Genomic DNA, 26,284 nt, shown 5'->3' with positions numbered 1-26,284 from the left:
AAATCCCCCCTTAAATAGTTGGCACTTTAATTCTAGTAGCAAAACGATTTTCAACAAAATACCCTTCAAATGGATTTAATTTTGTACTACTTAAATCTTTATTAGATACATCAAAGACCATTTGGCCTGATGATTTTCTAAGTAAAATAACATGAGATTGCGTTTTTATTGTTTTTGAAACTAAATCGTATCGACTGTCAATTGAATCAACATCACAGCCAATTACGAAGTGGATACCCATAAATGCACCATTTGTTATTAATTCCGCTAAACTATATATATCGCTATCTTCTAAATTACTTAAAATATCATTTACATCTGCAATTACGATTACAATCGGCTTAAATTTCTTAATAAATTCGGCCGGGTTCACTGTTTCACTTGATGCTTCCTGCTCCTCTTTAAACGCCGCTTCTCTTGATTTATAAGCATTTGTAACTTGTTTAATCGTTTTCTCAATTCCTGTTTTTTCAGCTACATATAAAGCAGCGCTCTCTCTATAGTTTGAGAAATTACGTGTTCTTGTATCAATTAAGCCTAGGTCAAAGTGTCCACTGTCAGCTAATTGTTGAAGGAATTGATGAACTACATTTTCAACTTCATCTTTCTTGATTCCCCCTACAACAATATTAGCCGCTTCCGTTAAATCTAATTCGAGAGGCGTAACGCTTTCTGTTTCTACACCAAATGTTAGTTTGCCTGCTTCAATAATTTTTCTTGTTTCTGGCCATGCAATAAATTCTTTATATTCCAGAACTTCAGGCACCATAGGAATTGCTTTCGGTCTTTCTCCATCCCAGAAGGAATCCATCTCTTTTCCTTCAGCCTGTATATTTTCAATTCGAGTAAGTACATCTTCTCCATCTGTCGGTAAAGCTGTTTGGAAGATTGTTGGTTCGTCAATTTTGACTAAACCACGTCCTGCTAATTCTTCAATTTTCAAGTCCGTTCTTCCTACAATAGCTCTAGATTCTGCCTCATCTATCATATATAGAGCAATTTGTAGTTTAATATTTGTATTTACTTGTACTCTCAACGCATTTTGACGTGTAGCCGTAAGCATTAAATGAATTCCTACCGCTGCCCCTTCACGTACAATTTGTGCAACAATGCGTTCAAAGTCTTCGACAAATCCAGCTTCTCTAACAGAATCATAGTTATCTAACGTAATTAATACTGTTGGTAATACTTCTTTACTAGCTCTCTCATACATTTCAAGACTCGCAACGCCATATTTACTTAGCAATTGCTTTCTATCTTTTAATAGATCTTCTATGCGGCGAAGAAATTTCTCGCATTTTTCAACTTGGTCTAGTGTAATGATGTCTGCCACATGCGGTAAAGATTTTAATGGCATTAAACCGTTTGTTCCGAAGTCTAATAAATACACATGCAAATGCTCCGGACTATGCTGACGAGCTACATCCATAATGACTGATTGTAAGAATGTTGATTTTCCGTAACCCGGACTTGAGAAGACTGCTACGTGTCCGTCTTTACTAATATCTAATGTTAATGGTGTTTGTGATTGTAATTCAGGCTGATCTAGTAGACCAACTGTTGCTTGTAATGGTTTCTTTTCTTTCGTCCATGCTTCTTTGAACTGAATAGCGTGTAACTCTTGTAAATATACGCTTTCTGGAAGTGGTGGTAACCACGGTCTTGCTAATGCCTCAATTTCATTTACTTCTGCGTAATCGTGAATGTAATCAATAACAGCATCTAGCTCAGATGGTACGCTTATTACTTCTTTACTACTACCAAGTCCACTTAAGTCTTCACTTAATATTTCATATTGTCCTAGATCATTTATTGCATATATTGTTGCGTCTAAATGTTCTTTATCCTCTTTATTTTCTACATAGTCCGCCCCGCTCCAAGCTGATTGGAATAGTTCATAAATTTCATTATTCCCAACTTGCAAGTAAGCACGTCCTGGTAATGTAATTTCAGCTGCATCTGGTGTTTTTAAAATTTCATTACTATCTGACGTATTTTGAACTTTCAGTGCTAGTTTAAATTTCGAGTTACTCCAAATTTGATCATCTACAACACCGCTCGGTTTTTGTGTAGCTAATATTAAATGAATTCCAAGCGAACGACCGATACGCGCTGTTGAAACTAGCTCTTTCATAAATTCTGGTTGTTCTGACTTCAGTTCCGCGAATTCATCACTAATTAAAAATAAATGCGGCATCGGTTCACTTACTAAGCCTTCTTTATACAGTTTTTGATACTGATTAATATGGTTTACATCATTTTCACCAAATAATCGTTGTCTTTTTTGTAATTCAGCTTTAATTGATGCGAGCGCTCTCATACTTTGTGCTCCATCTAAGTTCGTAATTGTTCCTAATAAATGCGGTAAGTTTTTGAATAAATTCGCCATACCGCCGCCTTTATAGTCAATTAGTAGAAAGGCCACTTCGTAAGGGTGGAAATTAACTGCTAGTGATAAAATATACGATTGTATAATTTCCGACTTACCTGAACCGGTTGTACCTGCTATTAATCCGTGTGGCCCGTGAGCTTTTTCGTGTAAGTTTAAGTTTACAATATCTTCTTTACCACGTAATCCAAGTGGTACAGCTAAAGATTTATGTGCTGCATTTTTCTGCCAGCGACTTGTAATATTAAGTTCTTTTACTTTTTCAACACCGTACATTTCTAAAAATGTTACGCTTTCTGGAATACTATTTTTTAAGTTTTGCAAATGATTTAACGGTGCTAACGCTCGTGAAACATCTTCTAAATTGAAACCTTTCGGTACGTGATTTAATTTAAATTGACGGTTAACAAGCTCTCCTTGTTCTAATATGATGTTACCGTGCTTTGCATCTCTTATATCTATTACCGTTTTCACGTGTTCCGGTAAACTTTGCATAACATCTTGTACAAATACAAGTGATACACCTAATTGACTCGGATCATCATTAAAGAATTCCATAACAACATGGTCTAGTATTAGTTTTTCATCTGTAATGAGAACGACATAGTGCGGTGCAAAGTACATTTTTTCATTAGTTGAACTTTTTTCATCTAGTTTTAGCTTTCGTTCTTTCAATATTTGATACAAACTATTTAACACTTGATCACGACTACGATCATGGTATACAAATCCACGTACATTTATATCGCGAACACTTCCATGAGGTAACCAGCGCATCCAGTCCCACTTCTCCTTTTCTTCTTCAGGAAAAATAGTAATAAACTGCAAGTCATAATAACTATGGAATAAAGCGGTTTGTACAACTAATAATTGTAATTGTTCTAACACTAAAGAGCGTTGTCCAATATAGCCAACCGGTCCATTTATCAAATCTGTTACAACAGGTACTTCTTCCAAAGTAAGATAACGCTGTCTTAGTTCACGTGCTATATCAATTAACTCATCTTTCGTTTGACTAAATTCTTCTTCATTAAATTGGATTTCAAAACTCGTATTAGCTTGTCCTGTCCCAACGCTAAATGTTAAGAAATCATGATGTAGCATTGTTTTTTCATATATACGTGGATTTACTTGCACAGCCATATTACGTATTACTTCAACATTCGGATTATGATATTGCAATGCATGACGCTGCTTTTCACTTTCTGCATGTAAATCTTTCGTTTTTTGTTTTATATACTCTCTATAACTTTTATCACGTTCAACAATGTCGATTTTATATTGCTTTAAATTTTTTATATATGATGTGACAGAGACAATGATTGTTACTAACGTCATCGCAATCGAAGCAATAATAAACATTCCGTATTTCATAAAAATAGCAAGTAATACGGTTACGACAATCATGACAAGAGAAGGTGCAATGATTCTCGCCAAATGCTCCGTCGGTTTTGACGGCATACTTGAAGGTTTTGCGATTGTCATTTTCTCTTCTGGTTCACGGTAAATAATACGTGGTGAACGATGATAATCCGGATAACCACTTTGATAATTCGTTTCTGATTCTACTAAAATAGGTAATGTAGATTTCACGTTGCCTTCTGAAGAGAGTACTTGAATATCTTCACTACCAATCTCCACTAAAACACCATCAAAATATAATTGGTCTCCTGCTTCTAACATAACGCTATCTTGTAGCTTCGTATAATTATGAAATACATCCCCGTCATATACATTCACTTTAAAAGAATCATACAACGTTTCACGAGATAGCATTAAATCTACACTAGTCCCGCTAATAGAAATATCATCATAACTGTTTTGGCTCAATGTAAGAGAATGTTTCGTTCCGATATCAAACACTTTAGTTGTGCCAACAATAGATATAAAGATTCTCAAGCTCACGTCTTTTGTTTTCCCAATCTCAAATTCCTTATTGAATTCGATCAATTGATTGTGTATCATCCAAGCGTTTACTTCATTATTCCACTTTAACTCTACTTCTTGTTCTAAACTAGGATTCGTAATATCATTTGTCCATTCTTTTCCAATCGACACTATTGATTGCTCATTTGGATGTAATGTGCACTTATATATTTTGTCTCCATAAGTCAATACTAATAGTTGCTCCATGCGTGTTCACTGCTCCTTTTCAACTGTCTCATCAAGTGCTTGCTTACTCTTTTGTCTCTGTGTTCGACGAGTCTTTATCGTTTGATGATTTGCCATATTTCTTTTGATATTCATCTAATTGTTGCTCATATGTTTTTAACTTTTGATCACGCTCTTCTCCTGATAAATCCGGATTATTTTTCAGCGATTCAATTTGTTTAACAAGGCCGTACATAATAAGCTGCGGATCATCAAGTGTCTTAGCTAAATCTAATGATTTATCAAAATTACCTTTTCCGTTATACATCCAATAGAGCAAATACTTTTCATCACTTTTCAAACTAATATTTTTCATAATTGATTTCTTTTGATCTTCACCTAGTTTTTCAACTGTAATGTATGCAAATGCTAACTCATATTTAGATGCAATCGGTAATGATTCAAATTCCTCTTCATTTAATTGCGTAATTACTTTGTCATAATCAGTTGCTATGAAACTCGCATTTGCTTCTAACAATTTATTTTGATAAGGAAATTTTATAAAAGTGAAATATATTAAAGGAGCAGCTAAAATAACTGTCGCCGCTATGAAGGAAAAAGCTAAGTATTTAAACGATTTATAGCTCTTTTTAGGTACTAACTGCATATTTTTTTCTGTTTTTGTTTGTTCCTTCTCAAAGCTGTCATCAAGAAACTGCAGTAATGCATCTAAGCTTTCCGTTTGAGCAACTGTTTGTTCAAATGTTGTCTCTTTTGCATCTTTTAGTAACCCAGCATACAAATCATCAAAATTGTGCTTTCCGGAGAATAAAGCAATAATTAGACACTTATATTGCGTTAAAAATTGCTCTTCTAATAACGGGGTTGGTGGAACAATATCTCGAATTCCTCTATGTATAATACTTGGCATTAAATTCGCATTAAAAACTATATTGTCTGGATGTAAAAAGAATGTGATTCGCTTATTTAAATATTTACGAAACTGCGCAACATTTCGAAGCAGTCTTAATTTCTCATTTCTTCCCAAACGGCCAAGGTCTTCCCATTTATATAATTTTTTGTCCAATTGAAATATAAACGTAAACATATCATCTGTTTCTTCTATTGTTAATGGTACAAATTCAGATGATGCGCCCATAATTATATCGAATTGACGGAAATCTTTTATACGTGTTTGAGATTTTGTCATCTCCAATTTCCAAATTTCTTTTTCTATTTGAAATTGATAGCTCATTGCATCAATTTGAATTGTTTTTTCCGTCATTTTTATCCTCTTCTCCTTTTCTTTATAACCCGTAATAACTTATTTTCAAATAACTAAAAGTAAGAAATATTCTTTATAAAACTTGTAAAATATCTCCATCTGTTATTTGGTGATCAATTAAACGATCATTATCTGTTAAAACAATTGACTTATTTTTCACTTTCATTACAAAATGTGAACCATTATGATTATCAATCTTTAAAGTATCTATTAAATTTTTCAATAAATATTTAATAGATTGATGATTTGGAATACGTAAATCATATGTATTTCCATTCCATTTACTAAAATCTACTGTAACGTTAATATGCGTTTGTATTGCCATTACTTTACCTCCAACTTTTTCGAAGAACCGTATAAATACCGATGCATATAAGTACAACGCTGCCCCCTAACAATATTATTATTGTTGTACTGATTGGCTTTTCATTCATTGTTTGATTACTCGCTACTTCATCAGCGCTTTTTCTCACAACGTATTCATTACTAAACAAACTATTTTTCGTATCTTTAATACTATTTATTTCTTTTTGTTTTATAAAAAGAGAATCTCGCAAGGATTCCATCTCTTTTTGTTCTTTCTTTTTCTTTTGCTGAATTTCTTTTTCTATTTCTTCATTAAATAACTCAATCGATGCTTTATCTAATTCTGTTTCCTTATGTTCCTTTTTATTTTTTTCTTGGTCTTTATCTTCAAAGCGGTCTACTTTAAACTCAATCTTTCCATCATCACCAAGATAACTGTCAGCCGCGCTCCTTATCGGTAGCGCGACAAACAGTAAAAGGAAACAGATAAATGATAACTTAGCCACTATGCTCCATTGTTTGATCATTTACTTCTTTTTCCTCCCATTTCTTATGCCATACAAATAGATTACAAGCCAATCCAATAATGGCAATTACAAACAATACAATAAAAATAACTTTTCCAGTATCTTTACCGCTAATAAAATCATTTAGAAAACTTTCGATATACTGAAGCGGTGAAAATTGACGTATCTTTCCGACAGTGGAAAGTTGATCTACTTTACTTCCAACTGCCTCAGTTAAAAATAAATACATACTTAAAAATACTAATAAGATAAACATCCCTACCATTTTTATTTGTCGCAGTAAGTATGTTGAAACTAATACAAACGCCATCATAATGATTGTGATAAACGCAATCCAAAGTAAACTTTGATCCTGACCGAACTTTAAAAGACGCCCTGAAATGCCCCCTATGATTATCCCTTCCACAATCGATATTCCGAATGCTACTACTGTAGTTGGTAAATTCATATCAATTAATGAGAATTTCTCTTCAAAATGATCTGTTTGCGTTCTTTTCTTTTCTTGATTCGCAATTGCGTATGCTGTAAATAACGCAACGATAAAACAAGTTAATACGATTAAGTATGGTGTAAAAGCATTACCAGCTACAATTACCCCATCATTTTGTTTTTGAACTGGACTAGATAAAAACTCATATAACATCTCATTTTGACGATCTCCAATACGACTATTCGCCAAAATCTTCGTAAAGTTTTTCGAGAATGCTTTATCATCTTCCATTTTCTTCGTAAAATCATTTAATAAAGAATCTGCTTTCGAAACAATTGTCGTTCCACTTTCTTGAATTTCTTTTGCTTGTCCATTAATTTGGTCAAATGTTTTATACACTTCATCTGATGTCGCTAAACTATGCTTCGAACTCTCCACTAATGACTGAGTTTGCATCGTTAAAGATTTAATACCAGAGTCTAACGATAGTACAGCTGTTTGCTCACCAGCATTATTTGTTGTTAACACTTGCTGTTCTTCAACTAGCTTTAAGCTACTCTCACGCCATTTCGCTAAACCTTTTAAATATTCTCCTAAATTTTGATTCATACTAGTTGCTTGCTGCGTCGTTTCATTTAATTTCTCCGCTAGTAGCATTGAATTTTGATCTGCACTAGTAATGAGTTGTTGGTAAGAGTCTATTTTTTGTTTTAAACCTGTCATATCTAGTTTTACTTCACTAGTAATACTAGCTGCAACAAGGTTTGAAATTAAATCATTTACACTTTGTTTGTTTAACATATAGTACATAGAATGATCAGTCGCAATTGCATCTAAACTTCCCTCTTCAAGCTTAGGACTCACATCATTCGTTCTTAAATCAATTCCATAATACATTTGGTAAAGGCTCATTAAACCTTGATAACTTTGGACGGTCTCCACTGCTTCTTTAATTAATACATTAGATGTATTATTTGTTAGCTTCTCAGTTTTTTGATGTACGATATGATTATTTGTACGTTCAATTACTGTTGAGCCACCACCTTGATTTTGGTTTCCACCGGTTCCGTTATCTGTTCCGTCTCCCGGGTTTCCTCCAGTTCCGTTGTCTGTCCCCGTTCCGCCTCCTGGGTTTCCTCCGGTTTCGTTATCTGTTCCCGTTCCACCTCCTGGGTTTCCTCCGGTTCCGTTATCTGTCCCCGTTCCGCCTTCTGGGTTTCCTTCGGTGTTATTGTTACTCTGTTCTGTTTTTTGAATGATAGGCTTTTTAACAGTGTTTACTAGCGGCATTATTCCATACTGCGTTTTATTAACTACATTTTCCACCTTACTATTTTCTGTTTGTGTTCCTTCATTCTCTTTATTTGGTTCTTCTTTTTTAGGTTCTTCGTTTCCAGAACTAGTTTCTTTCTCGTAATTCCCATTCAATTTCCATTCCCACGTTACAGGAGAGAAAACATCTATATTGACGCTTGGATCTATTAACTTCAAACGAAGGCTAATATTTAAATCTCCTTCATTACGCGCAGATATTGCAACTGCTCCGTTTTGCAAAAATTCACTTGTACGGTCCACACCATCAATTAATAGCGAATCTGTACTTCCATATAACTCAAAGCCACTAGGAATACTTACATTCATAGTTTGCGAAGAATCCATTCCAGTTACTTTTGCTGTATCACTGAATGTAATTCCATCTTTAAACAAACTTTCTTTTACTTCTTTAATTGAATTTCCTAAAGATATTTTATTTACAGGGTCATAATAAAAATTATTTTCTTTATTATATTTATTTGTAAATTGGATTACGTTTTTCAGTTGTAATTTCGTTACATCAGGCAAATCACTTTGAACGATTTCTTCCATGTTTAAACTAGGCAACTTTGTAATTAAATTTTCAATTTGTTGCTTGATTCGAATATCTGGTTGTTTCATTAACGAATTTATAACTACTTCGTGTTGTCCATCATTTGAAATAGACTTTTGTAATCGTTTAAGGATTGTCGCTTGAATGTCACTCTCTAACTTCCCTGCAAGTTCTGTATCATATTCTGATACTTGTTTTTTTACATCTGTTAAATATTTTTGAATTGCTGAAGCATCTGCTAAAATATTAGGATCTTTCTCTGAAAGCGTAAATTGATTTGCGATAATTTTATTTGCAGATTCCAATGCGCTTAACTGTTTTAAAGCATCGCCTGTATTTATATCGCTCATATATTGATTAAATTGATTTGTAAAATTATTCGCTAACAGATTATTATCAGTTTGCATTTTTTGAAAGTTATTAAATCCTTCTAAATACGTATTATTGGATTTATTCCCTTCATCTAAAGCTTGTCCAAACCCTTTTAAAACATCCTGAAATCCTTTAAAACTATTAACAGAAATTCCTGTATAGTCTTGTACTGTTTTAAATTGGTTTGTGTAATTTGCCAACGGGCTATGTACATCTTTTTTATACATAGTCGTTTGAGTGGTCCCTTTTTCAATTATTTTACCTATATTATCTTGTGCACCTTGCAATTTACCGATAATACTCGCAAAATAAACGTCGATGATTTGCTTATTGAAGTCCTCTAAAATCATAGAAGCTGTATTTTCAGCCTCAGCTTTCAAATCTTTATTCCCAGTTGCGTTTACTTTGTAGTTTAACGTTAATTTCTCTGGAAGTTCTGAATCAATCGCAACGGCCTTCCGAGAAAAATCATTAGGTATTACAATCATCATATTGTAATTATTATTTTTCAAACCGCTCTCTGCTACCCCGCGACTAACTACGTACCATTCTTGTTTCGTATTTTTATTTACATTTTTAACAAATTGATCTCCAAACGCTATTTTATTCCCTTCAAATACAGTTCCTTGATCTTCATTTACTAATGCAACTGTCATTTTTGGCGTGCTATTCTCATTAGCTTTCTTAACATTTTGATTTAATGCTAAATAGGAGACTCCTGTTGATAGCACAAGAGCTAAAATAATAAACAACAAGATGCTCCACTTAAACTTTTTCACTACTTATCACTCCTGCGGCTACGAGTCTATTAAGTTAAGGACTCCTTATCTTACTCTAGTTTTAAAGTAATTTAGCCATACAACGAAAGTTGCATGGCTAAATTACTGGTTTCTTTTTACTCGTTTTTATTGTAGACCGAAATTACGAGAAAGATCTTCGTCATGTCTAGCAACAGCTTCTGCAGTTTTATTAAGCTGCATATTAATTTCTTGTAATAGCTGAGCAAAGTTTTGTACTTTTGGCTTTAATTGATTGAACTGTTGGTCAAAACCTTCAAAAGCACGACCTTCCCATTCTCCTCTTAATTCATTTTGTAAGTTTTGTAACTGACGTAAAATGTCCTCAATTTGATTTGCACCTTGTCCATATCGAGTCGCTTTCGATTTAAGCTCCTCTGGTGACATGCGAATTTGTCCTGCCATTATTAAATCCCCCTTAAAATTTAAAAATAGTAAAATTAACCCATCATCAATTCTACAAATTGATTATATCAATAATTTAAAAATTTCTAAACAAAAAAATGATATTTTTCCAAAATTTCTCTTTTACTATAATAACATTATATTATATAATATTGATTTATCTATTTTTTAATCACACTCTATACATTTAATATAAACCTCCTATCATATTATTTGATAGGAGGTTATTATAGTTGTTTATTGTTTATTGTTCTCACTTCAAAGTCATTATCACTTGCCTTTCAACAAACCCAAAATCTTTATACATCTCTTTTGCAAAATTTCCAGCATATACATTCAAACGAATTTCTGAATACTTTTCCTTCAATTCCTTAATACCAGCTTCCATCAACTCTCGTGATAATCCTCTCCCGCGATATTCTGGAAAAACGTACAGCTCATATATAAATCCAAGTTTTTCACGAGAAAAATAGTCTACATTTTCTCCTATTAATATCCATCCTAGTACTTTATTTTCTTCTTTAATGACTAAATAATATGCTCCTTTTTCTATAATCGGCTTTGTAATTTCAAGGGCTTTCTCTATACTTAGCTGACAGTTCCCTCTCGTCCCTTCAAAAAGTGATTGAGTTGTATATTTTAATATTTCATTGGTATCTTCTTGATTTGCCTTAATTATCATTTTTCACAACTCCCCTTGAATAATAGGCATTAATATCGCTTGTTCAAGATTCTCCGCTTCCATAACAATTGCCGTTAATCCATGTTCTGTACTTGTCTCATGAAGCTCTCCCTTCTCCCAAAACACAGCTTGTCCAGCATTTATTTTTACTTTTTCTTTATTTGTCCCGCATACATACCCTTCTCCGTCCACAATAAGAAGCAGTTGAGATACAACTGCTTCATGATATCCGATAATTCCATTCTCTTGTAAATGCATAGCACCAATATGCACATTCCCTTGATAGTTTAATATTTTCGACATTATGAAATTAGATTGAAATACTGATATGTGTTTTCCTACTTTTTCACTAAAATCAAATATCTTCATTTCTAGTCCTCCTTATATGTATAAAACCATCCTTACCGTCTGCATTAAATGCCCCTCGAAGTCTTCTTCAAATTGCTCCAATTCAGCAAAACCTTTCGCTTCATAAAAACGCTTTCCTTTTTCATTTGCTGCTTCTACATGTATGTACAGTTTCCGAATCCCTTTTAATTCCGTAAGCCCTCGTTGTAATAAAGCACTTCCTATTCCTTTTCCTTGCTGATCTGGTAACAAATAAATCGCACCTAATTCCGCTTCGTTTTGCAGTCTAACAGGTGAGAAATTTGCAAAGCCAATCACTTCCCCCTCTTCTTCCGCAACGAATAAATGTGTATTTTCAAGACGATATTTCATTTTTTCATCAGAATAGGCCTCGTCTAAAAAACGATCCTGAATCTCTCTCGGAATAATGTCTTCGTATGTATCATGCCAAGCTATTTTCGCTACGGATTGTACGGCATGAATATCTTCTTGCTTCATTTCTCTAATTACATATGTCATCTCGATGTCTCCATTCTCTTTAAATTATATTCTGCTAATATACTAGAAGAAATGGCAGAACCATTTTCATAATTTATCTTAATTAATTTTAATTTCTCAATAACAGCGTACACGCTTCCTCACCCCTTCGTTACACATAGCGCTTCCCATTCTTCACGAATCATTCCCATTCGAATAGAATCATAGTACGTTCCGTTATAATATCGGCATTTTCGCATTCTACCTTCTAAGCTCATTCCTATTTTCTCTGCTACTTTCATCATTCGTTCATTACCAGACCAAGTCGTGAGCCCTACTCTACCAATCTCCATCTTTTCAAATAGCAAATCTCTATATAGTGTTAATGCTTCTGTACCATATCCACCATTCCAGTAAGTTGGATCATAAATAACAATTCCCATCTCTAACCAACGCGTCGGTTTATGCTCCCAATAAAATCCGACTGTCCCTATAATTTGACCGTTATTTTCTATAATTAAATTTGACAGCGGCTCTTCTTTTAAACGAGTTTGCATCTTTTCTTTATAGGACGAGTATCCTTGCATTGAGAACGAGAAATACGGTGCATCCCATTTTTTCCACTCTGGATTTTCTTCTTTAAATACGAGATTCCATAACGGTTTTATATCTGATTCTTCTATTGTACGAATTGTAACTTTGTTTCCCTTTAATATAACGTTTTGCATAATTTCCTCCTACATTCCTCTTTATTTCATATACAATTATAATATTTTTTCAGAAAAATCAAAACATAAACCTTCAATCATTTAATAATACTATTAATACATGAAATTCCAGATGTCGCAGAGGAATTTCGTACATACTTTTATTTAACTAAAAAACTAAAGAAAAACGAAATTTCCGCAGATGAACTATATATCAACTTAGAAAAAATACACTTTCAGCACCTACAGCATAAAAAATAGGAGGAAAAACCCCCCTCCTATTTTCAGCTATATATTTTTAATTTTTTTCATTTTTTTCAAGAAGGATAGCTTTTTCTATCCAGCCTTCTACACCATCTTTTTTTATTAAATCATACCCCGTGCAGCTACCATCTATTAAAGAAACTGTATCCCCTTTTCTAATATTAATTTGCGCACAAGAAATATCCGTTTTCACTGTATACTCACCTGATTCAAGTTGCTTAATATACTCGTTTTTTACATGAAGTAGTTCATTTGTTCCTATTTGTTTACATACAGTAAAATCTTTCATTCTCTCCACAGGCTCTATGTAATAATGCGGATATGTAACTCCACCTTTCATTACTAAATTCGCATTATAATCGGCCAATACCTCATACTGCGGAAAATGATCTACATATGCACAGGAAAATGTATCATTTAAAATCTCTCGATGAATAATAAATGCATTTAATTGCCCGGCCTCTTTAATCGCATTACCACCATCAATCGCGATAATTTTTTTATTCTTATCAATAACTGGATTATTAGACGACGCCTCCTCTGAATAGTTCACAACAGGCCAATGTCCAACAACTACATACTTATCCGCTCTATGTGACCTATTAAAAAACTCTGGCATTGCAATTGCAGTTTTCCGGTCAGTGTTCTTCCAATCTTCTCTATCTTCCAGCCCTGCATGTACAAAGATATAATCCTCTGTTTCAATAGCAGTTGGCAACTCTGTTAGCCACTTTATTTCTTTTGAAAAATGGCTCATCAATAGGTTTTTCACTTCACGAATATCACTTTCTTCATTAACAGTAACGTTCAATTGCCCTAGCCATTCATTAAAAATTGTATTTTTCCGCGTACATAAATAATTTATTAGCGCAGGATTTTCATTTACAAGTGCTTCAATTACCACTTCACAATTCCCTTCAACAACATAAACATTTGACTTGCTAACTACAAGGTCCATCACATAGTTTACGACGCCAATGCTATCGTTCCCCTTCTCACAGAGGTCGCCATTTATAATTAAATAATCATCATCTTTAAAATTAACTTTATGTAATAATTCCTTTAAAAGATTTAATTCGCCATGAATATCAGATATTACGATAACTCTTACACCTTTTGGGATTAATAGTTTCTGAATTTTTTCCAAATATAAACTCCCCTAACCTTCTTTTAATTCAATATTATCTTCTCAATTATAAAGAAACTATTCGACAAAATAAGCAATTAACCCTCTTCATCTTATACTTCTAAATAAAAGTAGGTTCTATATGTTATCTCACATAGAACCTACTTAGTATTATAGCTCTTTATAAAAAGAATAGCTTACCTTATCATAGCCTTCTCTTTCATAAAAACGATGTGCATCAACTCTTGGAAACGCTGATGTAAGAACGATAGAACTGCACCCTTTTTCTTCCCCCCATTTTTCTACATATGACAGCAGAGCTTTACCATATCCTTTGGATCTATGAGCTTTTGCAGTTACAAGATCATATACGAAAACATGTTTCTCATTATAGAAATTCGTACAAATCGCTACACCAGCGAGACTAACAACTTCGTCATCTTCATTCTGTAACGAGAGTAGTTTATACTTTTCTTCTTTCATTTTTTGAAATAAAGAACTTGCTTCTTCTCTTGAAAGTTTCGTTCGTAATTGCTGTAATACGGGGAATACATCATGTAAATCAGCTTCTGTCATTACTTCTCTAATATTCATTATGATTCTCTCCTTACTATTTATAAAATTTTCTAAATGTTATATCATCATTGTAGAAAGAAACTGCCCCTTACTTAAGTGACAGTTTTATTCTTTTTTATAAGGCCAGTATTTAAAGGAGGATGTGTAAAATGAATTTCACTATTCCATTGCATCCAGAAAGTAAAATACCAATTTACTTACAAATTTACAAATATATAAAGCAAGAAATCTCACAGGGAACAATCTCTGTTGGCACACGTCTTCCTTCTCATCGAAATTTGGCATCACAACTGAATATTAGCCGTATTACTGTCGAATCCGCTTATCAACAATTAATTGCTGAAGGATATGTGGAAAGTAAACCAAAACGGGGTATTTTTGTTGCAGAGGTTGATATTGATATCATACAAAAAAGTGAAAGCATTGCGTCACACACAACTAAAAACACGATAGAAGAACTATATGACTATGATTGTAGCCAAGGACTTATTGATCAAGCTGCTTTTCCAATTACAAATTGGAAAAAAGCATTACACGAAACCTTATGCCAGTACGAAGATAAATTATTTTCTAAAGAAGATTCTCAAGGTGAGTTTGTTCTTCGAGAACATATTTCAAAATATTTATATCACGCCCGCGGGGTACATTCTTCACCTGATCAAATTATTATTGGAGCCGGTACGCAACCTCTTCTTTGGTTACTACTTCAACTGCTTGGTTCAAAAAAAGAATACGGAATCGAAAATCCTGGATTTCACCGTATAACTGCCATGATTCAAAGTTCTGGTCTTCCTGTTCACCCTATTTCATTAGACGATAAAGGGATTCGTATTTCAGCTTTACGTGAATCACGTTCCAATGTAGCATACGTCACTCCCTCACACCAATTCCCTCTTGGAATGATTATGCCATTATCTAGAAGGCTCGAATTATTAAGGTGGGCCAATGATTGCGAAGGATATATTATTGAAGATGATTACGACGGGGAGTTTCGTTATGTAGGAAAACCTATTCCCTCTTTACAAGGACTCGATTCAAAAGAACGTGTTATTTATATGGGGACATTCTCGAAATCCTTTTTACCTTCTTTACGAATGGGATATATCGTTTTACCACCTCATCTATTAAAAATCTATAAAGAGCTTGCAGGTAAATTTAAACAAACTGTTTCCACAATACAGCAACTCGCTTTTGCAACCTTTATTCACAATGGTGATTGGGAGCGTCACTTAAACCGTAGTCGTACGTTATATAAAAGAAAGCTTACATTACTAGTTAAATCTATCAAAAATGAAATGGAATCTCGTGTACAAATACTTGGCGAACAGTCCGGACTTCATATCGCACTTCATGTTCATAATGGGATGAACGAGCAAGAACTTATTTATGCAGCTGCAACAAAACGTATCAAATTGTATCCTCTTTCAATATACGATTCTATTCATAATTTAACCGAGTCATCATATGTATTGCTCGGTTTCGGCAGCATTCCAGAAGATCGTATCGAAACTGTTGTTAAATTACTGAAAAAAGCCTGGTTCCCTAACTAAAAATAACTCCACGCAAGTAATACTGACGTGGAGTTATTTTACATACTATTTTTCTGACCCTTGCCCTGACCTTGCTGTCCTTCCCGGACGCTTTACACCAGTTGTTTCTGTTGAATAAGAAGCTTCAATTATAGCACTTGGATCTACAGAGAGAACGAGATCTTTCATTTTTGGATAAATGAAACGGTTTGTAATACAATAAATGATTCTCTGATGCTCACCTAAAAAACCACCTTCTCCATGTAGATACGTAACAGACAGTTGCAATTCTTTCATAAGCAGTTCGCCAATTTCTTTATTTTTATTCGAAATAATCATGACGCTCTTTCCTTGATTAATACCGTCTAATATGAAATCTATCATTTTCGTAACAATATAGAAAATTGCTAATGAGAACATCGCTTGCTCAATTGAAAATAAAATAGCAACAAATACAAAAATAACTGCATTTACAGCAAGTAAAAACGTACTAATTGGTACTTTAAAATGCTTATTCATCCAAACAGCTAACATTTCTGATCCGTCAATTGCCCCGCCCATTTTCACAACGATTCCAACTCCAACTCCAAATAGAACTCCTCCGTAAAGTACAATTAATAATTCTGAAGTCGTAATTGCTGGAAATGGTTTTAAATAAATCAATCCGAGTGTTGTAACAACATTTGCATAAGAAGTACGGATGAAGAACTTCTTTCCCATTACTTTTGCAGTAAATAATAAAATAGGAATATTAAGTCCTAGAAATACTCCGTAAAGCGGTAATCCTGCAACTTTATTTGCCATAATAGCAATGGCCGTTACTCCGCCATCCACTAATCCATTAGGCGCTAAAATAAGCTCTAGTGAACCCGCTACAATAATGGACCCAACAGTTAACAATACGTATTCAAATATTTTCTTCATTCATTACCCCCAAAACATATATATTTTCTTAGTATTATCATAACTAATTTTTTTCACAAATACAAAGAAATTGCTTTATATACACACATTTTTCACCTTTTTGGTAATTCTTATATAGAACCTCAAACTTTAATACACGATGTACAGAAATCCCATCTATATTTCACCAATTAATTACATTATGTAATATAATTAATTTATCGAATTTACAGAAAAAGGGGCCTTTTCATGCTACAACAACTATTCACTTCACCTATTTTATCCATTCAATCCTTGCATCCAGGCTATGAAGACCATGCAAGCGACGTGTTTCTTGTTAAAACAGAAGCTGAAGAAGTTATTGTTCGTTCCTCAAAAATGATTGAAGAGCCCAACAATGATTTTTGGTTGGGCTGTAAAAAACTTTTTGGAATTGATCCAAGAAATGTACATCATTTAGAAACAGTACATACATTACTGCAAGAACATACAAGCCTCCCTATCCCCACTATTTTAGACAAACATACTTTAGATGCCCGAGAATTCGTTGTGGCCGAAAAACTAGTAGGTAAAACCGTTCAATCTTTTATTGGACAACCTGATTCTATTTTATTCAATCTTGGAAAAGGACTAGCAGAAATCCATTCGTTTCGAGCAAATTTTATAGGAAATCCATCAAGTACTTTCCAAGTTCCACTAGAAGAATTTAAGTCTCACATTTTAAAAGTAAGTACAGACCTTGTAAATATGTTTTATTCCGATAATACAAGCATATATAACGCATTTCACACTTTCGAGTCACAGCTCTCTTCCTTACCAATGCCGAAAGAAACTACATTCGTTTTAATTGATATGGACCCTACTCAATTTTTATCTGATGGTACATCTATTACTGGATTAGTAGATACAGAGGCTTACGCAATTGCTCCACGGGAGTTTGACTTTGTCGGATTAGAATATGTACTTACTGAAAAAGAAGCTTATGCCTTCAAAAGAGGGTATGAAACAATTATGCCTATTCCTTATCTTGACGAATGCAGACAACCTTATCGATATTTATACCGTTTATTATCCGTTCAAGGTAGTGTGGCATTAGAAAAGTGGTTAAGTCACCCATCCTATTTTTAAAAACGAATGCGAGGGAGTATGAAATGAATATTGAAAAAAAGAAAGCTTTAACAGCAAACGAAATTCAGCAAATGAAGGATTTAGCTTATATTTGTGGGCAACACGATCAAATTGATTACTCGTCAGATTTACATGAAAACTTTTTAACTACTCGTAATAAAGAAGAAATAAATGATTTTTTATTTTATGATGATACTCAATTAATCGGCGCACTAAGCATGTATGACTTTGAAAGACCGACAAAACTGGAGTTAATAGGGTTTGTTCATCCGGACTATAGGAGACAACATATATGCACTACTCTTTTACAAACTGCAATGAAAGAAATACAAAAAAGAGAAGTAGATGCAGCCCTTCTTATTATTAATGGCGAATCCACTTCTGGGAAATCATTTGCGGATTACTTGAAATTACCTTACCAATATAGCGAGTATAGTATGGAGTTCAAATTAAAAAAAATACAAAAAACACCAGAGAATACTATACAGCTTACTCTTGCATCTACAGAATCACTTCCTGATCTTATCGATATCTCTAGTAAAGCTTTCGGCGATTCTGTAGAAAATACAGCTATATGGTTACAAAAGATGTTGAAGTCATCTTCTCATCAAGTATACAGCGCTCTTATCGATAACAACGTGATCGGAACAATTACAATTACTCACCAAGAACACTTTACTACATTATCAGGATTCGCTGTGCATCCTTTTCATCAAGGAAGAGGTTATGGGAAAGATATCCTCACTAATATAGTTCATCGCCTCATTTCTGAAGGTGTTGCAACGATTATACTAGATGTCGAAACAAAAAATAACAATGCTTTAAAGTTATATACACATTGTGGCTTTGAAATTATAATGAAGCATAATTATTATGACTTGTCCAAAAACACCAATATCCCACTTTTCATCTACGAAAAGTAAAAAAAACTGAATCATATCGATTCAGTTTTTTCTTAATATATTTACAACCGCAGTCGTTTCTTCATTTTCTTTATAAACACGTGGAATTCTTCTATCTAACATACATGTAACTTCATAATTAATTGTACCTAACATATCTGCTACTTCTTCTACAGCAATTTCTTCTTCACCTTGTTTGCCGTAGAATACTACTTCGTCTCCTACATGTACTGGCATTGCTTTTGTAACATCTAGCATAAGCTGATCCATACAAACGCGGCCAATAACAGGTACCCGAATCCCATTAATTAAAGCACACCCTTTATTAGATAACTGACGGCTATAGCCATCCGCATAACCAATCGGTACAGTCGCAATCCATTCTTCACCAGTTGTTACATACGTATTCCCATAGCTAACACCACGATCTTTCTTCGCATGTTTAACATGAGCTACTTTTGACTTCAAAGACAACGCTGGCTGTAAGGAAGCAACTGCATGATCCACTTCTCTTGAAGGGTACATACCGTAAATTCCAATACCGACACGAACCATATTTTGAAATGTGTTACTAAGTTCCATTGATCCCGCACTGTTTGAACTATGAATATACGGAAAATGGATTCCCAATTCTTCCGCTGTATTTACAGCTTTCTCAAACAAACTTGTTTGCATATTCGTATAAGTTTTATCTATTTCATCAGCGGTAGAGTAATGTGTAAATATCCCTACTTCTTCTACATACTCCATGCGGTTTAATTCTTCTAAAAATGGTTTAACCTCTTCTTCTTGTAAACCGATACGACTCATTCCTGTATCAATTTTCACTTGAATTTGCGCTTTCTTTTGAAGACGGTTTGCAATTTCATTTATACCATGTAAATCTTCTACTCTATAAACAGTCATCATAACGTCATATTGAATTACATCTTCTACAGCCGCTACTGGTGTATATCCTAAAATTAAAATCGGCACAGTAATTCCAGCCTCTCTTAATTCTATTGCTTCGTCTACAAATGCAACTGCAAGTTGATTTATTCCTGCTTCAATAGCTGATTTCGCAACTTCAACTGCCCCATGGCCATACCCATTCGCTTTTACAGCAGCCATCATCGCAATATTTTCATCATTCACATGTTTTTTAAATTCATTTACATTATGTTTTACAGCATTTAAGTCAACTTCTACAATTGTATCTCTTCCATATTTCAAACTCATTGGTCTAACTCCTAACTCAATAATTGCATTCCATTCTATTTCACGTTTCATATGACCTTTTACAATATAATACTTTTCATTATGCTAGTCAAACTACTAGAATTTTCGGAATTTTAAGTATTATATAATACCCTCAAGAAACTATTATATATGGAGATGAGGAGAATTTCAATATTTGTACAATCTGCATTGCATCAACTTAAAGTTGCTGTTGATACTTCTATTTATGCGCTTAGCCAATATAGTGAAGGCGATTTAAAAATACAACCACTTCACTCAAAACGCTCAGTATATGAAATATGTGCACATCTTTCTCTTATTTGCCATGCAGATTTACTCATTTTAAATGGTATTACGGAAAAAGAGTTACATACCTTTTATATAGAACATACACCTGAAACAATTGCTCAAATGCAGGAAACGATGACTGAAGGATACAATCTTCTCTCTAAAACATTTTTATCCTATTCCAATGAAGAATTAGCAGAAGTTATGCCCGCCTATTGGGGTGTTTCTTATTCTCGGTTTGAATGGTTGCTTGAAATTGTTGTCCACGTCTATCATCATCGCGGACAAATTCATATTTTATTATGTGAGCACGTTAAAGATCCTAACATACCTTTATTTCAATAAAGGTATGTTAGATGACATTAAACTTCTCTAAGGAAAATAATATGCCACCTTCACTTGATTTCTTTGTAACGTAATCCGCTTTTTTCTTTAACTCTTCTCTACCATTCCCCATCGCAATCCCTAATCCTACATACTGCAACATCTCAATATCATTTCCACCGTCGCCAAAAGCAATTGCTTCTGATTTACAAATTTTTAAATGCTCTAATATTTTTTGAATAGCCGTTAATTTTGATACTTTATTATCTTCCAATACATTCATAACATAACCATGAAAACGTTCAAACGTAAGCGTTGGATATCTTTCAAAAAATTTTTGAGCTTCTATTTCATCTGCATACAGACATAAACAATAGACCTCTTCTGAAAAACTCCTGCTTTTTTCCGGATACTTTCCTAAATTTAACGTCTCGTTAAGCGCTTGAATTACACGTTCATTATCCGAGGCCATTCCGTTCATTGCAAAATCCTCTGTGAAATAAGAAATACCATGACCATGTAATTCAGCAAACCCCGAGATATCATGAACAATTTCACTAGAAAGTACCGATTTATGTATAACTTCTTCACTACACTTTATATGTGCACCATTTGCAGAAATAAACGTATTTATGCCCAGTTCTTTAAATTGTGAACATAAACTATACGGTCTCCCTGTTGTAACAACTACGTGAATTCCTTTATCTATTAATCTTTGTATCGCTTCTTTTGTACTTTCGTGCATACTTCTATCAATCTCGCTTAAAAGCGTACCGTCAACATCGAAAAATACAACTTTGTACATAAGTCTTTACATCCCGTCCAAATGATTCGTATCATTAATGAAATGTACTATTTTGTGTTCACCCTCAATTTCAATTAAACTTATTCCCGTATCTCCCATTTTAAAATAATAGTCCATTGAAATTGGCATTTTAAAAAATGCACGTAATATACTATTAATTACGCCTCCATGCGCAACAATTGCAATTCGATCATATGTATTCTCTGTTACAATTTTAGAAAAGATTCCTTCTATTCTCATTCTAAATTCGATAAATGACTCACCATTTTCAAAACGATCATGAAGAAACTTCGGCTCAGGGTATTTCTTCGCTTCTTCAAATGACAGACCTGCTTGTACCCCATTATTGAACTCCATTAATTCCTCTTCTAATTGAATTGGACACCCGATTCCTTCTGCTAATGTTTCACCAGTTTCGCGAGCACGTTTTAATGTACTTGCCCAAATGAAATCTGGTGCGAAACCCTTTTTCACTTTCTGCACAAGTCTTTGTACTTGTTGTCTCCCTTTATCAGTTAACTCGAAATCAGCTCGTCCTTCATGTACATTTAAAATGTCCGCTTCGGATTCTCCGTGTCGTATTAGTAGTATTTGCATGTTTCTTCCCCCTTATCTCCTTAAATCCAAGACTAAATTTTAACATATTATTAAAAATTTTCAAAATAATAAAAGCAATCCCCATTCCTAAAAGAATGAAAATTGCTTTTATCACCAACTATTTTCCATCTAAACTAGCTTTAGATCTGCCTCCTACTCCCCAATGTGAACTCGGGATTTCATTCACCAGAACACGCACTCTTTCAACATCTACATCTAAGTTTTTCGCAACCGCCTCTGTAACATCAAATATTAGATTTTGAATTTGCTCCTTCTTTCTACCTTCTATTATTTGAATTTGTATAATGGGCATTTTTATCTCTCGCTTTACCTTTTATTCACAAAACATCGCTATACTTCCTAAATCATCAAATTGTGCAATAATAGAATCTCCTGCTTTGAAAGCAATCGCTTCTGATAATGCTCCACTTAATACAATATCACCTTTCTTTAACCCTTCATTTTGTAAACCAAGTTTGTTTACCGCCCAAGCAATCGCCTCTGCTGGATGTCCCAGTACAGCTGCCCCCGTTCCAGTTGTAGCAATCTTACCATTCTTCGACATAACCATCCCTACATTAGCTAAATCTATATCTTTAACATCAATCCACTTACTTCCTAACAAAAATTTTGAAGATGAGCAATTATCTGCTATTACGTCAGGTAATGTAAATTTGAAATTTAAATACCTACTATCAATAATCTCTAAAGCTGGCGCAACATATTTTGTTGCCTTTAATACATCCTCAGCTGTCACATTCGTCCCTTGTAAATCCTCATCCATTAAAAAGGCAATCTCTGGTTCTACTTTTGGGTGAATCAATGTTTCGTATTGTAATGGCTCCCATTCGAACGCTAACATATCTTCCAACAAATATCCGTATATCGCTTCATCAATACCCATCATTTGTTGTTTTGCCTTACTTGTTAATCCAAGTTTTACCCCAACTCTTTTAGAACCTTCGTTCATTTTTTGTTCAATTAAACATTTTTGCAATCTATATGCGTCATCCACCGTTAAATCCGGATGCTTATCTGTTACTTTCACTACTTCTTTTCTATCTTTTTCAGCCTGAAGTAAATAGTCAACAATTTCTATATCTGCTCCTTTTACTAAAGCCATCTTTTACACCCCCATTTTTATCTTTGCTAATTCTGCCGCGACATCTAAAATCATATCCTCTTGACCACCAACTACTTTTCTTTTCCCAAGTTCTATTAAAATATCACGGGCGTCTACACCAAAACGCTTTGCCGCTCTTTCAGCATGTAATAAAAAGCTAGAATATACACCAGCATATCCCATTACAAGACTTCCTTTTTGAATTTCTTGCGGTGCTGGCAATAAAGGTGCAACAACATCCTCAGCTAAGTCCATCATCTTATATAAATCTATATCTAGCTTATATCCCATACGATCTAAAACAGCGAGTAATACCTCTGTTTGGGCATTTCCAGCTCCTGCGCCAAGGCACCGCACGCTTCCATCAATACGTGTCGCACCTTCTTCAATTGCCACCACTGTATTCGCTACTGCAACAGAAAGATTATTATGACCATGGAAACCAATTTCGACATTTAAAGATTGACGTAATGCTCGAATACGTTCACGTACTTCGTGAGGCAATAAAGCACCCGCTGAATCCGTTACATAAATCGCCTCAGCACCATAGTCCTCCATAAGCTTTGCTTGTTCTACTAACTTTTCAACCGGTGCAGAGTGTGCCATCATTAAAAAGCCACACGCTTCCATACCTAACTCACGCGCAAATTGAATATGCTGTGCTGAAACATCTGCTTCTGTTACATGCGTCGCTACACGAACAAGTTTCGCACCAATATTTGCAGCTTGCTTTAACTCATGGATTGTTCCAATACCAGGAATTAACAAAACAGCTACTTTAGCTTGCTTACACTCATCTACCGCTGCTTCAATCAACTTCATTTCATTAACTAATGACTTTCCATATTGTAATGTGGAGCCTCCTAAACCATCTCCATGACTCACTTCAATATAATGCATACCGGCCTCATCTAATGCTCTAGTTACAGATCGAACTTGTTCTTCTGTAAATTGATGTTTCATTACATGGCTTCCATCACGTAAACAAACTTCCGTTATTTTCACTGGTATTTCACTATTTCGCCTCATTCATTACACCTCTATTCTTCTCTGAAATGATCCGCATTGCAAATTCTTCACCTACTTTTAATGCCGCTGCCGTCATAATATCTAAATTACCAGCATAAGGAGGAAAGTAGTCTCCAGCTCCTTCAACCTCTAAAAATACAGTCACACGATTCCCATCAAACATCGGCTTTTGTTTTAGAGAATAACCTGGAACGTATGCCCTAACTACTTCAACCATATTATGAATTGCTTCACGAATAGAATCCTCATCCATATACTTAACTTCACAATATACTGTATCTCTCATTAAAATAGGAGGCTCCGCAGGATTTAATATAATAAGTGCTTTCCCATAATCTGCTCCGCCAATCTCTTCAATTCCACGCTTCGTCGTAATTGTAAATTCATCAATATTTGCCCTTGTACCTGGACCTGCACTTAAACTTGAAATAGTTGCAACTATCTCTGCATATGTAACATTTGCCACTTCATTAATCGCATGAACAATCGGAATCGTTGCTTGTCCTCCGCACGTAATCATATTAACGTTTTGCTTATCTACAAAATCATTATTTCGGATAGCAGGACAAACGAACGGTCCGCATGCAGCCGGAGTTAAGTCAATTACTATTTTCCCAAGTTCTCCTAATACTTTTGCATGATAACTATGTGCTTTAGCTGAAGTTGCATCAAATACAATATCAGCTAAACTTGGATTATCAATCATTGCTTGTATTCCATTATCAAAAACCTCGTATCCTGCTTCTTTTGCTCGCTTTAAACCATCCGATTTTGAATCTATTCCAATCATGGCATTTAGCTCTATGACTTCACTTTTTCTTAATTTATACATTAAATCCGTGCCAATATTACCCGATCCGATTATAGCCGCCTTTACTTTCTCCACATTTATCCCCCCCTTTTTTCAACGCTTTAATCTATATGAATGTTACAGAAACCGATCCAAGTAAACCGAAATCAGCTCGAATGTTGTCTTCACTTTGAACTGAAACAGCACCAGATAATGCGCCAGGTAAAATTAGTTCCCCTGCTTTCAATCCAATATTAAATTCATAAAGCTTATTAGCTAACCAAGCAATAGCTTGTGCTGGATGTCCTAATGCAGCCGCGCCAGCACCCGTTGCAATTAAACTATTATTTTTATAAAGCGTCATTCCAGTTGTACGTAAATCTACTTTATCGATGCTAGAGAATGTATTACCAATTACAACCTTCGCTGACGAGCCATTATCCGCTACTGTATCAGCCAGTTTAATTTTCCAATCAACAATGCGACTATCAATGATTTCAAGTGTAGGTACAACATACTTTGTTGCCATCAGTACATCAATGTATGTAATATTAGGCCCATTTAAATCTTGCTCTAACACAAACCCTATTTCTGCCTCTATTTTTGGGGATACAAAGGAACTCATTGAAACTTCACTACCACTTTCTATCTTCATATCATCTAGTAAATGTCCATAATCCGGCTCATTTACCCCAAGCATTTGTTGCATTGCAACACTTGTAAGGCCAACTTTCTTGCCAATTATGCTACGTCCACTCTCTAACTTTCTCCCTACAACTTCAAGTTGAATATTATAAGCATCCTCAACAGATAAATTATCATATCTCTCAGTAAAAGGAAGTATCCCTACACGTGAATTTTCAGCTTGTACTAGTTCATCGGCTAATTCTTTAATTAACAATTGCTCTCACCTCATTTTTAAATTTATATATCCCTAAATATTCACATTGTAACTAACCCCCATCTATCTACTTTATTTCCATAAATATTAGATGGGAG

General features: G+C 34.3%; 25 protein-coding genes and 1 pseudogene. 4 read left to right on the top strand and 22 right to left on the bottom strand.

What is annotated here, in order from left to right:
* Positions 1–10: 10 nt before the first annotated feature.
* From essC to MR065_RS07205, 13 genes and pseudogenes are all read right to left on the bottom strand, one after another.
* Positions 11–4,522 (bottom strand): type VII secretion protein EssC, encoded by a 4,512-nt coding sequence (gene essC, locus MR065_RS07265; protein WP_242213101.1) that lies wholly within the window; start codon positions 4,520–4,522, stop codon positions 11–13.
* A 43-nt stretch (positions 4,523–4,565) separates the two neighbouring features.
* Positions 4,566–5,765: a type VII secretion protein EssB gene (gene essB, locus MR065_RS07260; protein ID WP_242213100.1), complete on the bottom strand. Its 1,200-nt coding sequence runs from the start codon at positions 5,763–5,765 to the stop codon at positions 4,566–4,568.
* Between the two features lie 73 nt (positions 5,766–5,838).
* Positions 5,839–6,090, bottom strand: a complete 252-nt coding sequence (locus MR065_RS07255) for an EsaB/YukD family protein (protein WP_001007568.1) — start codon at positions 6,088–6,090, stop codon at positions 5,839–5,841.
* Positions 6,091–6,094: 4 nt separating this feature from the next.
* A complete protein-coding gene (essA, locus tag MR065_RS07250; protein WP_242213099.1) occupies positions 6,095–6,598 on the bottom strand; it encodes a type VII secretion protein EssA in 504 nt (167 codons plus the stop codon).
* Positions 6,570–10,046 carry a type VII secretion protein EsaA gene (gene esaA / locus MR065_RS07245; protein WP_242213098.1) on the bottom strand — a complete coding sequence of 1,159 codons (3,477 nt, stop codon included), beginning with the start codon at positions 10,044–10,046 and terminating at the stop codon, positions 6,570–6,572. Before esaA ends, essA begins: the two co-directional genes overlap by 29 nt.
* A gap of 126 nt (positions 10,047–10,172) precedes the next feature.
* The gene (locus tag MR065_RS07240; protein ID WP_000918601.1) at positions 10,173–10,469 is read right to left on the bottom strand and encodes a WXG100 family type VII secretion target; all 297 of its coding nucleotides are present in this window, start codon (positions 10,467–10,469) and stop codon (positions 10,173–10,175) included.
* Between the two features lie 253 nt (positions 10,470–10,722).
* Positions 10,723–11,151, bottom strand: coding sequence for a GNAT family N-acetyltransferase (locus MR065_RS07235; RefSeq protein ID WP_242213097.1), 429 nt, complete (start codon positions 11,149–11,151; stop codon positions 10,723–10,725).
* A 3-nt stretch (positions 11,152–11,154) separates the two neighbouring features.
* A complete protein-coding gene (locus MR065_RS07230; RefSeq protein ID WP_242213096.1) occupies positions 11,155–11,520 on the bottom strand; it encodes a cupin domain-containing protein in 366 nt (121 codons plus the stop codon).
* A 12-nt stretch (positions 11,521–11,532) separates the two neighbouring features.
* Positions 11,533–12,018 carry a GNAT family N-acetyltransferase gene (locus MR065_RS07225; RefSeq protein ID WP_242213095.1) on the bottom strand — a complete coding sequence of 162 codons (486 nt, stop codon included), beginning with the start codon at positions 12,016–12,018 and terminating at the stop codon, positions 11,533–11,535.
* Positions 12,015–12,125, bottom strand: a pseudogene (locus MR065_RS07220) (2'-5' RNA ligase family protein); the annotation flags it as partial. The gene MR065_RS07225 and the pseudogene MR065_RS07220, both read right to left, overlap by 4 nt.
* A 12-nt stretch (positions 12,126–12,137) precedes the next feature.
* Complete coding sequence (locus MR065_RS07215) at positions 12,138–12,704, bottom strand: GNAT family N-acetyltransferase (protein WP_242213094.1); 567 nt, start codon at positions 12,702–12,704, stop codon at positions 12,138–12,140.
* 277 nt (positions 12,705–12,981) lie between these two features.
* Complete coding sequence (locus tag MR065_RS07210) at positions 12,982–14,094, bottom strand: metallophosphoesterase (RefSeq protein WP_242213093.1); 1,113 nt, start codon at positions 14,092–14,094, stop codon at positions 12,982–12,984.
* 150 nt (positions 14,095–14,244) lie between these two features.
* A complete protein-coding gene (locus MR065_RS07205) occupies positions 14,245–14,667 on the bottom strand; it encodes a GNAT family N-acetyltransferase (protein ID WP_242213092.1) in 423 nt (140 codons plus the stop codon).
* A 131-nt stretch (positions 14,668–14,798) separates the two neighbouring features.
* On the opposite strand from MR065_RS07205, the gene pdxR reads away from it, so the two are divergent.
* On the top strand, positions 14,799–16,199 hold the full coding sequence (gene pdxR, locus MR065_RS07200) for a MocR-like pyridoxine biosynthesis transcription factor PdxR (RefSeq protein WP_242213091.1): 1,401 nt from the start codon (positions 14,799–14,801) through the stop codon (positions 16,197–16,199).
* 45 nt (positions 16,200–16,244) lie between these two features.
* Here pdxR and MR065_RS07195 read toward each other — a convergent pair whose 3' ends face one another.
* Positions 16,245–17,102, bottom strand: coding sequence for a YitT family protein (locus MR065_RS07195; RefSeq protein WP_098991598.1), 858 nt, complete (start codon positions 17,100–17,102; stop codon positions 16,245–16,247).
* 228 nt (positions 17,103–17,330) lie between these two features.
* Here MR065_RS07195 and MR065_RS07190 point away from each other — a divergent pair, with 228 nt between their 5' ends.
* Both MR065_RS07190 and MR065_RS07185 read left to right on the top strand, forming a co-directional pair.
* Positions 17,331–18,209: an aminoglycoside phosphotransferase family protein gene (locus MR065_RS07190; RefSeq protein ID WP_242213090.1), complete on the top strand. Its 879-nt coding sequence runs from the start codon at positions 17,331–17,333 to the stop codon at positions 18,207–18,209.
* Positions 18,210–18,232: 23 nt separating this feature from the next.
* The gene (locus tag MR065_RS07185) at positions 18,233–19,132 is read left to right on the top strand and encodes a GNAT family N-acetyltransferase (protein ID WP_242213089.1); all 900 of its coding nucleotides are present in this window, start codon (positions 18,233–18,235) and stop codon (positions 19,130–19,132) included.
* A gap of 21 nt (positions 19,133–19,153) precedes the next feature.
* On the opposite strand, the gene alr is transcribed toward MR065_RS07185, so the two are convergent.
* Entirely contained in the window at positions 19,154–20,329 is a 1,176-nt protein-coding gene (gene alr / locus MR065_RS07180; RefSeq protein WP_242213088.1) for an alanine racemase, read from the bottom strand.
* Between the two features lie 171 nt (positions 20,330–20,500).
* On the opposite strand from alr, the gene MR065_RS07175 reads away from it, so the two are divergent.
* The gene (locus MR065_RS07175) at positions 20,501–20,962 is read left to right on the top strand and encodes a DinB family protein (RefSeq protein WP_242213224.1); all 462 of its coding nucleotides are present in this window, start codon (positions 20,501–20,503) and stop codon (positions 20,960–20,962) included.
* Positions 20,963–20,969: 7 nt separating this feature from the next.
* Here MR065_RS07175 and MR065_RS07170 read toward each other — a convergent pair whose 3' ends face one another.
* The 7 genes from MR065_RS07170 to MR065_RS07140 all read right to left on the bottom strand — a co-directional run bounded on the left by MR065_RS07170 (position 20,970) and on the right by MR065_RS07140 (position 26,186).
* Entirely contained in the window at positions 20,970–21,746 is a 777-nt protein-coding gene (locus tag MR065_RS07170) for a Cof-type HAD-IIB family hydrolase (RefSeq protein WP_242213087.1), read from the bottom strand.
* 6 nt (positions 21,747–21,752) lie between these two features.
* Positions 21,753–22,343, bottom strand: a complete 591-nt coding sequence (locus MR065_RS07165; RefSeq protein ID WP_242213086.1) for a histidine phosphatase family protein — start codon at positions 22,341–22,343, stop codon at positions 21,753–21,755.
* A gap of 118 nt (positions 22,344–22,461) precedes the next feature.
* Entirely contained in the window at positions 22,462–22,662 is a 201-nt protein-coding gene (locus tag MR065_RS07160; RefSeq protein ID WP_313895155.1) for a 4-oxalocrotonate tautomerase, read from the bottom strand.
* A 15-nt stretch (positions 22,663–22,677) separates the two neighbouring features.
* Complete coding sequence (locus MR065_RS07155; protein WP_097905840.1) at positions 22,678–23,466, bottom strand: 2-keto-4-pentenoate hydratase; 789 nt, start codon at positions 23,464–23,466, stop codon at positions 22,678–22,680.
* Positions 23,467–23,469: 3 nt separating this feature from the next.
* Positions 23,470–24,495, bottom strand: a complete 1,026-nt coding sequence (gene dmpG, locus MR065_RS07150; protein ID WP_242213084.1) for a 4-hydroxy-2-oxovalerate aldolase — start codon at positions 24,493–24,495, stop codon at positions 23,470–23,472.
* A complete protein-coding gene (locus MR065_RS07145; protein ID WP_242213083.1) occupies positions 24,482–25,381 on the bottom strand; it encodes an acetaldehyde dehydrogenase (acetylating) in 900 nt (299 codons plus the stop codon). The genes dmpG and MR065_RS07145 overlap by 14 nt, the downstream gene beginning before the upstream one ends.
* Positions 25,382–25,412: 31 nt before the next feature.
* Positions 25,413–26,186, bottom strand: coding sequence for a 2-keto-4-pentenoate hydratase (locus MR065_RS07140; protein WP_242213082.1), 774 nt, complete (start codon positions 26,184–26,186; stop codon positions 25,413–25,415).
* Positions 26,187–26,284: the final 98 nt, after the last annotated feature.

The organism is Bacillus cereus group sp. BfR-BA-01383 (assembly GCF_022663495.1).
Lineage (GTDB): Bacteria > Bacillota > Bacilli > Bacillales > Bacillaceae_G > Bacillus_A > Bacillus_A cereus_AU.
This window is presented reverse-complemented; position numbering and strand designations above follow the sequence as displayed.

Coding starts and splice junctions, on each gene's coding strand:
- essC (WP_242213101.1), bottom strand. CDS start 4,522: ATGGAGCAACTATTAGTATTGACTTATGGAGACAAAATATATAAGTGC.
- essB (WP_242213100.1), bottom strand. CDS start 5,765: ATGACGGAAAAAACAATTCAAATTGATGCAATGAGCTATCAATTTCAA.
- MR065_RS07255 (WP_001007568.1), bottom strand. CDS start 6,090: ATGGCAATACAAACGCATATTAACGTTACAGTAGATTTTAGTAAATGG.
- essA (WP_242213099.1), bottom strand. CDS start 6,598: ATGATCAAACAATGGAGCATAGTGGCTAAGTTATCATTTATCTGTTTC.
- MR065_RS07240 (WP_000918601.1), bottom strand. CDS start 10,469: ATGGCAGGACAAATTCGCATGTCACCAGAGGAGCTTAAATCGAAAGCG.
- MR065_RS07235 (WP_242213097.1), bottom strand. CDS start 11,151: ATGATAATTAAGGCAAATCAAGAAGATACCAATGAAATATTAAAATAT.
- MR065_RS07230 (WP_242213096.1), bottom strand. CDS start 11,520: ATGAAGATATTTGATTTTAGTGAAAAAGTAGGAAAACACATATCAGTA.
- MR065_RS07225 (WP_242213095.1), bottom strand. CDS start 12,018: ATGACATATGTAATTAGAGAAATGAAGCAAGAAGATATTCATGCCGTA.
- MR065_RS07215 (WP_242213094.1), bottom strand. CDS start 12,704: ATGCAAAACGTTATATTAAAGGGAAACAAAGTTACAATTCGTACAATA.
- MR065_RS07205 (WP_242213092.1), bottom strand. CDS start 14,667: ATGAATATTAGAGAAGTAATGACAGAAGCTGATTTACATGATGTATTC.
- pdxR (WP_242213091.1), top strand. CDS start 14,799: ATGAATTTCACTATTCCATTGCATCCAGAAAGTAAAATACCAATTTAC.
- MR065_RS07195 (WP_098991598.1), bottom strand. CDS start 17,102: ATGAAGAAAATATTTGAATACGTATTGTTAACTGTTGGGTCCATTATT.
- MR065_RS07190 (WP_242213090.1), top strand. CDS start 17,331: ATGCTACAACAACTATTCACTTCACCTATTTTATCCATTCAATCCTTG.
- MR065_RS07185 (WP_242213089.1), top strand. CDS start 18,233: ATGAATATTGAAAAAAAGAAAGCTTTAACAGCAAACGAAATTCAGCAA.
- alr (WP_242213088.1), bottom strand. CDS start 20,329: ATGAGTTTGAAATATGGAAGAGATACAATTGTAGAAGTTGACTTAAAT.
- MR065_RS07170 (WP_242213087.1), bottom strand. CDS start 21,746: ATGTACAAAGTTGTATTTTTCGATGTTGACGGTACGCTTTTAAGCGAG.
- MR065_RS07165 (WP_242213086.1), bottom strand. CDS start 22,343: ATGCAAATACTACTAATACGACACGGAGAATCCGAAGCGGACATTTTA.
- MR065_RS07155 (WP_097905840.1), bottom strand. CDS start 23,466: ATGGCTTTAGTAAAAGGAGCAGATATAGAAATTGTTGACTATTTACTT.
- dmpG (WP_242213084.1), bottom strand. CDS start 24,495: ATGAGGCGAAATAGTGAAATACCAGTGAAAATAACGGAAGTTTGTTTA.